9 protein-coding genes are annotated in these 9705 nt (G+C 67.2%); 5 read left to right on the top strand and 4 right to left on the bottom strand.

The genetic code is table 11. The features are described from left to right. Positions 1-69: 69 nt before the first annotated feature. On the bottom strand, positions 70-990 hold the full coding sequence (locus tag ACIPVK_RS05435) for an EamA family transporter (protein WP_407610943.1): 921 nt from the start codon (positions 988-990) through the stop codon (positions 70-72). Positions 991-1075: 85 nt separating this feature from the next. Here ACIPVK_RS05435 and ACIPVK_RS05440 point away from each other — a divergent pair, with 85 nt between their 5' ends. Beyond that, positions 1076-1975, top strand: a complete 900-nt coding sequence (locus ACIPVK_RS05440) for a LysR family transcriptional regulator (RefSeq protein WP_407610944.1) — start codon at positions 1076-1078, stop codon at positions 1973-1975. A gap of 74 nt (positions 1976-2049) precedes the next feature. On the opposite strand, the gene ACIPVK_RS05445 is transcribed toward ACIPVK_RS05440, so the two are convergent. Both ACIPVK_RS05445 and ACIPVK_RS05450 read right to left on the bottom strand, forming a co-directional pair. Beyond that, the gene (locus ACIPVK_RS05445) at positions 2050-3357 is read right to left on the bottom strand and encodes an MFS transporter (RefSeq protein ID WP_407610945.1); all 1308 of its coding nucleotides are present in this window, start codon (positions 3355-3357) and stop codon (positions 2050-2052) included. A 24-nt stretch (positions 3358-3381) separates the two neighbouring features. Then, entirely contained in the window at positions 3382-4797 is a 1416-nt protein-coding gene (locus ACIPVK_RS05450) for a M20 family metallopeptidase (RefSeq protein WP_407610946.1), read from the bottom strand. A gap of 130 nt (positions 4798-4927) precedes the next feature. Here ACIPVK_RS05450 and ACIPVK_RS05455 point away from each other — a divergent pair, with 130 nt between their 5' ends. Continuing rightward, complete coding sequence (locus tag ACIPVK_RS05455) at positions 4928-5818, top strand: LysR family transcriptional regulator (protein WP_407610952.1); 891 nt, start codon at positions 4928-4930, stop codon at positions 5816-5818. 22 nt (positions 5819-5840) lie between these two features. Here the strand turns inward: ACIPVK_RS05455 and ACIPVK_RS05460 are convergent, their stop codons facing one another. After that, positions 5841-6542 carry a FadR/GntR family transcriptional regulator gene (locus ACIPVK_RS05460; RefSeq protein ID WP_407610953.1) on the bottom strand — a complete coding sequence of 234 codons (702 nt, stop codon included), beginning with the start codon at positions 6540-6542 and terminating at the stop codon, positions 5841-5843. Positions 6543-6678: 136 nt separating this feature from the next. Between ACIPVK_RS05460 and ACIPVK_RS05465 the strand changes: the two genes are divergently transcribed. The 3 genes from ACIPVK_RS05465 to ACIPVK_RS05475 form a co-directional block, all read left to right on the top strand. Then, complete coding sequence (locus tag ACIPVK_RS05465) at positions 6679-8043, top strand: SLC13 family permease (protein WP_407610947.1); 1365 nt, start codon at positions 6679-6681, stop codon at positions 8041-8043. Positions 8044-8091: 48 nt separating this feature from the next. Beyond that, positions 8092-9324, top strand: coding sequence for a CaiB/BaiF CoA transferase family protein (locus ACIPVK_RS05470; protein WP_407610948.1), 1233 nt, complete (start codon positions 8092-8094; stop codon positions 9322-9324). Between the two features lie 26 nt (positions 9325-9350). Next, positions 9351-9705: carboxyl transferase domain-containing protein (locus tag ACIPVK_RS05475; protein ID WP_407610949.1), on the top strand; the 355-nt coding region annotated here is incomplete at its 3' end.

Genomic DNA, 9705 nt, shown 5'->3' on the forward strand with positions numbered 1-9705 from the left:
GCGCGGTCGTCGTTGCAGATGCCGGATGCCACGCTGCGATCCGGGGGTCTTTTGCCGGCCAGCCGCCGGCTACCGGATGGACTGCGCAGCCGCGGCAGCGGCCGGATCCTGCGCGGCCGGGGAGAGCTTCGCGGGGTCGCGGCGGCCGGTGCGCGTGGCGCCGATCCCGGCAATGATGACCAGCACGATGCCGAGGATCGCGGCCGGGCGCGGGACCTGGTGCAGGAGCAGCAACCCGACGACCATGGCGATGGCCGGCTCCAGGCACATCAGCGTGCCGAACGCCGCGGTGGTCAGCCGGCGCAACGCCAGCAACTCGAGGCTGAACGGGATCACCGGCAGCAGCAGCGCCAGGGCGAACCCGATCGCCAGCACCTGCACGTCCATGCGCCCGATCACGCCGGGGCCGACCACGAGCGTCGCGGCCAGGGCTGCGACCGGCATGGAGATGGCCAGCGCACCGATGCCATCGACGGCGTCCCCGGCGCGCTGGGTGAGCAGGACGTAGACGGCCCAGCACGCGGCGCCCGCCAGGGCGAAAAGCACGCCGGCCGCATCCGCGGCACCATGCCAGGGTTCGGTCAGCCCGAGCACCCCGGCCGCGGCAACCAGCGCCCACCAGCGTCCGGCGCCCCGGCCCTGGATGATGGCAACCCCCAGCGGGCCCATGAATTCCAATGCGCTCGCGGTGCCCAACGGAATCGTTTCCACCGCCTTCATGAACGCCAGCGTCATGCCCGCAGTGGCCAGCCCCAGCAACGCGCAGATCCCCAGCGTGGCGCGGCTGAACGTCAGCCTCCACGGACGGGCGATGGCCACCAGGATGACCGCGGCCCACGCCAGGCGCAGCCAAGCTACGCCCTCGGATCCCAGCGAGCCGGCCAGCCCGATCGACGCGGCCAGGCCCAGCTGGACGCAGCCCATCGCGGCAAACGCCATCATCGAACCGATGGAGGCGGAACGGGTGGCCGGGGCGGGTGCGTGACTCATGGTTACCAGTAGATCGGAGATGCGCCGTCCATGTCCACGCGAGAATCATCAACATATCGTTCGCCAATCCTGCACAATGGAGGATATGGAAACCCGGCGCCTGCAATACCTGTACGAGCTCTCCCGCATGGGGTCGATGCGCGGGGTGGCGGACATCCTGGGCACCACCACCTCGACGGTCTCCCAGCAGATCGCCCAGCTCGCGCGGGAAACCGGCGCCCGGCTGCTGGAGCCCGACGGGCGCGGGGTGCGGCTCACCCCGGCCGGGCGCCGGCTGGCCGAACATGCCCAGACCATCCTCGCCGCGGTCGACGCCGCCCGGCTCGACCTGGACTCGGGGGCCGAGCCCTCGGGAACGCTGAAGGTGGCCGGGTTCGCCACCGCGATCCGCAGGACGCTGATGCCGGTCATCGGGGAGCTGGCCGAGAACCACCCCCGGGTCCGGATCGCCGTGCTCGAACACGAACCGGCGGAGGCGCTGAAACTTCTGGCCGCGGACGACCTCGACCTGGCCCTGACCTACGACTACGACCTCGCCCCGGACGAGGTGGGGCCCGACATTGAAACCATCGAGCTGTGGAGCACCGCATGGGGCCTGGGCGTGCCCACCGCCGAGGCGCAACGGTTCACCAAAGCCGGGCCGGCGCCGGACGCCGCCGCGGTCTTCTCCGTCTTCCGGGACCACGACTGGATCGGGAACTCCCGCAACATCGCCGACGAGACGGTGCTGCGGCTCGTCTCCTCGATGGCCGGGTTTGTCCCCGCCCTGCGCCACCAGTCCGACAGCCTGGATTTGGTCGAGGACCTGATCCTCGCCGGACTCGGGGTGGGACTGCTTCCGGAGGACCGCCCGCCACGGGAGGGGATCACGATCCTGCCGCTGCGCAATCCCGACCTGCGCCTGCGCGCCTTCGCCCGGACGCGCCGGGGCCGCAGCGCCTGGCCGGCCCTGGCCCTGGTGCTGCAGCGGCTGGGCAACGGCTGACCGGACCGGCATACGCCAAGGCAGGGCCCCGGAAAATCTTGGGGCCCTGCCGTCAGTTCCGACGCCAGGTCCGGCTAGCGCACCGCGCGGAACTTCACGGCGGAGGCCAGCGCGACGATGCTGACGCCGGCGAGCACCGCCAGGTAGTAGCTCGGTGCCATCGGCTGGCCGGTGACCTCGATCAGGTAGGCGCAGATCATGGGCGTGAATCCGCCGAACACCGCCACCGCCGCGTTGTAGCTGAAGGACAGCCCCGTCGCGCGGGTCTTGGCCGGGAAGACATCCGCCATGACGGAGGGCAGGGCGCCGAAGTAGACGGACTTCAGCAGGCCCAGGACGATCATGACCAGCGCCAGCACCAGGAAGGTCCGGCCGGCAATGAGCCACATGAACAGCGGGATGGTCAGCACCGCGATCGCGATGGCGGCCGGAACCATGATCCGGATGCGTCCGAACCTGTCGGAAAGGTGTCCGACCAGCGGGGTGAGGAACGTGAGAATGACACCGGTCAGGATCAGCGAGGTGAAGGAAATCGACGGGCTGATCCCCAATTGCTTGATGCCGAAGGTCGGCATGTACTGGATGACGAAGTTCAGCGCCGTGGAGATCGCCAGGGCGCCGCCGGCCATGAGGACGCTTGACTTTTGCGAGACGAAGACGTCGCGGACCGGGGCATGCTTTTCCTCCGGCGCCACCTCGGCCAGCGGGGCCTCGTCCACGTAGCGGCGGATCATCCAGCCGGCCGGGCCCACCAGCAGCCCGATGATGAAGGGGATCCGCCAAGCCCAGGCGTTCATCTCGGCCTCGCTGAACATCGACGTCAGGATGACCACGGTGATGGCGGCCATGAGGGCGCCCAACCCCTGGCTGGCGAATTGGAAGCTGCCGAGGAAGCCGCGCCTGCCCTCGCCCTGCGCGATCAGGTAGGAGGTTGCGGCACCGAACTCGCCACCGGCCGAGAAGCCCTGGATGAGCCGGCCCAGAATCAGGCCGATCGGGGCCAGGATCCCGATGACGTCGTAACCGGGCATGAAGGCGATCACCGCCGTCCCCAGCACCATCAGCCGAATGGTGAGCATCAGGCCCTTCTTCATGCCGTTCCGGTCGGCATACGAGCCAAGGATCAATCCGCCCAGCGGGCGGATCAGGTACGAGACGCCGAACACCGCAAAGGCCTGGATCACCTCAATGGCGGGGTTGTCCGAGGGGAAGAAGTTGTGGCCGATGTAGATCGCCAACAGGGCATAGATCGACATGTCGTACCACTCGAGGGCATTGCCGATCGTGGCGGCGGCGATGCCGCGGGCCATGGATTGCTTGCGGGGCGCCGGGGCGCCCGGTGCTTGCGGGCTTGCGGCGATCTGGTTCTGACTGCGGTTCATGGGATTTCCCCTCGGGAGGCGGTGTCAGGCGTGGGTGGACAGGACACTGGGCGCGAACGGGCTGTTGCCGCGGACCCCCAGGTCGTGGAAGAGGCCGCACATGAGCTGCAGTCCCTGGCGGGCGATCGGTTCGAGCATGTGTTCGTTCGGGGCATGCTGGAGGCATCCGGGATACGAATGCGGGATCCAGAGGGTTGGCAGGCCAAGGATCGATTCGAAGACGGCGTTGGGCAGCGAACCGCCGATGTTGGGCAGGATGGTCGTCGGCAGGCCGGTGCTTTCTCGCAGGGATTCGGACGCCCAGGAGACCCACGGGTCATCGGGTTCGATGCGGCTTGCCGGGAAGCTGGTGCGCACCTTTGCCTTGACCATCGGGAAGCCGGCTTCGTTGAGTGCGCGCTGGACCTGGCCTTCGAGGTCCTGCACCTGGGTGCCGACAACGAAACGCAATTGCAGGACGGCACGCGCGGTGCCGGGGATGGCGTTGACGGGGTTCTGCGGATCCGCCGCGCCCATGGCCAGCACCTCGAGGGTGTTCCACCCGTAGACGCGTTCGGCCGGGGTCAATTCCGGATCCCCCCAGTCGGCGTCCACGTTCGGGTCGTTCGACCCGGTCCCGACCTGGATGCCGGCCAAGGCCTCACGGACCGCAGCGGGCAAGGAGCACGGAAGCAGTGCCGGGAGCTTGATCCTGCCGTGTCCGTCAACGAGTACGCCAATGGCGGCGGCGAGGGTGGTGGCGGGATTGCGGATGAGTCCACCCCAATTTCCCGAGTGGTAGCTCTCCTCACGCAGGTCGGCGGCGAGTTCGAAGGTGACTCCACCGCGGGCGCCGAGGAAGATGGTCGGGGCCTGGGCCGAGAGCCGGGGTCCGTCCGAGGCGATGAAGACGTCAGCGGCAAGCTCCTCGCGGTGGGCGGCTGCGAATTCGGCCAGGTCCGGGGATCCGATTTCCTCTCCGGATTCGAAGAGGAACACCGCGTTGAACCCGAGACTCCCGTGCTCTTCGAGCAGTAATTCCAGGGCCTTCAGGTTGACCAGGTGCTGGCCCTTGTTGTCCGCCGAGCCGCGCCCGTACCAGCGTTCGCCGTCCGCGCTGAGCGTGAACGGGTCCCTGTTCTGATCCCATTGGCCCTCATGGCCGTCGACCACGTCGGCGTGTCCGTAGCAGAGCATGGTCGGAAGTTCAGGGTTCTCGATCCGGCGTCCGATCAGGAAGCTGTTGGCCCCGCCGTTCCACTCCGGGTGGATCATGGTCTCGAAGCCCAGCTTCTCGAGTCTGGGGGCGATTTTGTCGCTAAGGTATGAATTCAATTCAAGTCGGTCGGCGGAGTTGGTGCTGACGGTGCGGTGCCCGACCAATGCCGCCAGCTCCGTGAAGAATCCGCCGTCATCGACGAATGATGCCGCTTTCTTCAAGAGTTCGTTGCGATTGTTCACGGCTGCACATCCTTTTGGTTGTTGTATCGTGAATCACACTAAGAGGTGCGGCTCGCATCCACCAGTAGCTTTTTTCGCAACCCCGTTGACTTGAAGTCAAACCGGATGAAATGAGAATTCAATCGTGCAGATGTTGCCCACCTCCCTGGTGTACTTCCATGAAGTGGCCCGCACCGGCTCGATCACCGATGCCGCCGAAGCCCAGCACGTCTCGGCCTCGGCCATCAGCCGGCAAATCACCCAGCTTGAACGCTCCACCGGCGTTGAGCTGTTCCGCCGCCATCCGCGCGGCATGCAGCTGACCGATGCCGGGGTGCTGCTGCTTGCGCACACCCGGCGCAGCGAGGCGGAGGCCGAGGAGCTGCTCGGCGAACTGCGCGAACAGGCCTCGGGCAAACAAAGGATGCTGGAAATCGTCAGCTCGGAGGGGCTGGCCGCCTACCGGGTCCCCGCGGCCATCGCCGCATTCTGCCGGGAACACCCTGACGTCTCGATCCAGCTCACGGTGCTCCCGTCCCCGGAGGCCACGCGCCGCATCGTCGACGGCAGTGCGGACGTGGCCATGATTTTCGCCCTGGGCCCGCAGCGCGACGTCACCGTGGAGTTCTCCTGCCCGGCACCCGCCTATGCGGTGGTCGCCACGGGGCATCCCCTGGCCGCGCACACCACTGTCACGCTGGCCGAGCTCTGCCAATACCCGCTCTCGCTGCCCGCCAAGGGCATCAGCCAGCGGGAGCTGTTCGACATCGCCGCCCAGATGGAGGGATTGGTCCCGCGCATCGCGATGGTCACCGACCACATCAACCCGGCCATGGAGTTCGCCCGCTCGGGCGTCGGGGCAACATTGCTGAGCCACTTTGCCAGGAGGGAGGGTCTCACCGACGGGCTGCGCTTCATCCCGGTGGACCATCCGGCGCTCGGCGAGCGCCGGGCGCAGATCCTCACCATGCCCAGGCGCCGGCAATCGGCACTGGCCGCGGCATTCATCCAAAAGATGACCGAGGTCCTGCGCGATCAGTAGGCGCCCCGGACCGCCACCACCCCTATTTCAGGAGCGCGACGTCCGAGACCAGGTCAATGTGGGCCTGCATGGCGGCGGCCGCGGCCGCCGCGTCGCCATTCCTGATGGCCCGCGCGATCACCTGGTGCGATTCAAGCGAACGCTCCGGGCGGCCGGGTTGTCCGAGGGACTCCAGCCTGGTCTCGAGCACCATTTCCGCAATGAAGGTCATGAGCTGGGCCAGGACGCGCGAATGCGCCGCCGTGGTCACCGCTTCGTGGAAGAGCTCGTCGCCGCGTTCACCACGGCCGCCCTTGGCGATCTCGGCAGCCATGACCTCCAGGGCCTCGTAGATCCGCTCGAGATCCGCGTCGGTGCGCCGCTCCGCGGCCAAGGCAGCAAGCTTTACCTCGAGGGTGCTGCGGGCCTCCACGATTTCGGGAAGCCTGTTTTGGTGTTCCCGCAGGTCGCGCAGGACGGTTGCGATGCTGGGCCGGTAAACCAGCACCGCGCCGGTCCCGTGCTGCACGTCAATGACGCCCAGGACCTCCAGGGCAACGAGCGCCTGGGCAAGGGTCGCACGCGAGACGCCCAGCTGCTCGGCGAGATCCCGCTCGGCCGGCAGGTGGTCTCCCGGTCCAAGTTGCTCGGATTCGATGTAGCCGAGAATCTGCTTCATCAATTGCTCATAGAGCCGCGGACGCGCAACCTTGCCCAGCGATGCAGGCTTTTCCCGAGCCACGATAGACCTCCCAGTATTCAAGTAGTAGGTCCAATCTACACCGGACACCCATTGACAAAGAGACCTACTGTCTAGGAGGCTAGTCCAGTGACATCGTGACCCCACTCACATCGCCGGTTTCGAACAAAGGAAGCTCCATATGTCCCCCGCCGTTATTTCCATCATCGTCCTGGCGGTGATGTTCCTGATTGCCACGGTGCTCCCGATCAACATGGGAGCACTGGCGTTCGTTGGTGCGTTCCTGCTCGGCGCGGTCTTCCTGGGGATGGACTCCAAGGACATCCTTGCGAGCTTCCCCGGCGGGCTGTTCTTGACCCTGGTGGGAGTCACCTATCTCTTTGCCATCGCCCAAAACAACGGCACCATCGACCTGCTGATCAACAAGGCGGTGAAACTTGTCGACAACCGCATCGCCCTGATCCCGTGGGTCATGTTCATCATCACCGCCGCCATCACCGCGGTGGGCGCACTCGGCCCGGCGGCCGTGGCCATCATGGCGCCCATTGGCCTGAGCTTTGCCGCCAAGTACAAGATCAACCCGCTGATGATGGGCATGCTCATCGTCCACGGGGCCCAGGCCGGAGGATTCTCCCCCATCGCCGTCTACGGCGTCATCGTCAACGGACTCATCGCCGAAACAGGGTTTGCCTTCAGCCCGACGGCACTCTTCCTCTCCAGCTTCATCTTCAACCTCGTCATTGCGCTGGTGCTCTTCATCGTCCTGGGCGGCGGCAAGCTCGCCGGATCCCGCGCCGGGCAGCTGGCCGAACGCGTTGCCGAGGCCCGCATGCAGGTATCCGTCGGCGCCCGCACCGCGGACGTGGACTTCAAGGGCTCGGGAAGCGGGACCTATGGCCCCCGCGACCCGGCCGGCGACGGCGCCTCGGCCACCAAGTCTTCCCAGGAGCGCTTCCCGCAGGTCATGACGATCCTGGGCCTGATCGCACTGGCGGTCATCGCCCTGGGCTTCAAGGTCGACGTCGGCTTCGTTTCCATCACCATTGCCGTGATCCTCGCGCTGGTGAACCCCAAGGCGCAGAAGGGCGCGGTCAACAAGATCAGCTGGTCCACCGTGCTGCTGATCTGCGGAATGCTCACCTTCGTCGGGGTCCTCGAGGAAGCCGGAACCATCGAGTACGTCTCCGACGGCGTCGCCAACATGGGCATGCCGCTGCTCGCCGCCCTCATGATCTGCTACATCGGGGCGGTCGTCTCCGCGTTCGCCTCCTCCACCGCCATTCTTGCCGCGCTCATCCCGCTGGCGGTCCCGTTCCTGGATTCCGGCGCCGTCAGCGCCGTGGGCGTGGTCTGCGCCCTGGCGATCGCCTCCACCATCGTGGACGTCTCCCCGTTCTCCACCAACGGCGCCCTCGTGCTGGCCAACGCCCCCGAGGGCACCGACAAGGACCGCTTCTACAAGCAGATCCTTGGCTACGGCGGCATCGTCGTCGCGGTCGGGCCGCTGCTGGCCTGGGCCACCCTGGTCCTGCCCGGCTGGCTCTAGGCAACCTCTTACCCTTCCCCAATTCACCACCAGTCACAAGGAGTCTTCGTGAGCACCACCGCGTACGAGACGCTGCCCGCAGTCCCCGCCACGGCCACCGGACCGCTGAGCGGATACACCGTATTGGATTTGACCCGCGCGCTGGCCGGCCCGCATGCAGGCATGATGATGGGCGACCTCGGCGCCCGGGTCATCAAGGTCGAGACCCCCGGCGCCGGGGACGACACCCGCAGCTGGGGTCCCCCGTTCGTGGGACCCGAGGAGAATCCGCAGGCCACCTACTTCCTTTCCTGCAACCGCAACAAGGAGTCCATCGCCCTGGACCTCAAGAGCGCCGAGGGCAAGGAAACCCTCTCCCGGCTCATTGAGCGCTCCGACGTGCTGATGGAGAACTTCCGCACCGGAGTGCTGGAACGCCTGGGATTCGGCATCGAGGCGCTGCATGAGCTCAACCCCCGATTGGTGATCCTCTCGATCACCGGCTTCGGCCACGACGGCCCCGAATCCCACCGCAGCGGATACGACCAGATCCTGCAGGGCGAGGCCGGCCTGATGTCCCTGACCGGGTCCGGGCCCGATGACCCGCAGCGGGTGGGGGTTCCCATCGCCGACCTGCTTTCGGGAATGTACGGGGCCTATGGCGCCCTCGCCGCCCTGCTGGAACGCGAGAAAACCGGGAAGGGCCAGGTGGTCCGCACCTCCCTGTTGGCCGCCATCGTCGGTGTCCACGCCTTCCAGGGCACCCGGGCCACGGTTGCGGGCCAGGTGCCCCAGGCCCAGGGCAACCACCACCCCTCGATTGCCCCCTACGGGCTGTTCAGCTGCAAGGACGGGAAGGTCCAGATCAGCGTGGGCAGCCAAAAGCTGTGGCTGGCCTTCGCCGAGGCCTTCGGGATCGACGGCTCGCGGCCGGAATTCGCCACCAATGCCGACCGGGTCAAGCACCACGCACTTCTCCTGGACGAGATCGAGGCTGCCTTCGCGGGCCACGAGCCGGCCGACCTCCTGGCGAAACTGGATGCCGCCGGGATCCCCGCCGGCAAGGTCCGCACCCTGGACGAGGTCTACGCGTGGGACCAGGTCGCCTCGCAGGGCCTGATGGTGGATGTGGAACACTCGGTGTTGGGCAAGATCACCCTGCCCGGCCCGCCCCTTCGATTCTTCGACCCCGCCACCGAGGTCGAGACCACCCGGACCGCCCACACCGCTCCCCCGGTGCTGGACGCCGATGCCTCCTCCATCCGCACCTGGCTGGACGAGGAAACGGAGGCACGGCCGTGACCGCAACCGAACTCAAGGCGAAGCGCATGACGTCAACCGAACTGATCGACACGGTCCTGGATGCGGGCTCGTTCACCTCCTGGGACGCCCCGGTCCGGCGCCCGGTCATCGGCGAAAAATACGCGGCGGACATTGCCGCGGCAGAGGCCAAGAGCGGCGTCGATGAATCGGTGCTCACCGGCGAGGGGATGATCCGCGGCCGCAGGGTGGCGGTCATCGTCTCCGAATTCCGGTTCCTGGCCGGCTCCATCGGCCAGGCCGCCACCGAGCGCATCACCTCGGCCATCGAACGCGCCACCGCCGAGGGGCTGCCGCTGTTGGCGGGCCCGGCCTCGGGCGGCACCCGGATGCAGGAGGGAACGCTGGCCTTCCTCGGGATGG

It is taken from the genome of Paeniglutamicibacter sp. MACA_103 (genome assembly GCF_045798555.1).
GTDB lineage: Bacteria > Actinomycetota > Actinomycetes > Actinomycetales > Micrococcaceae > Paeniglutamicibacter.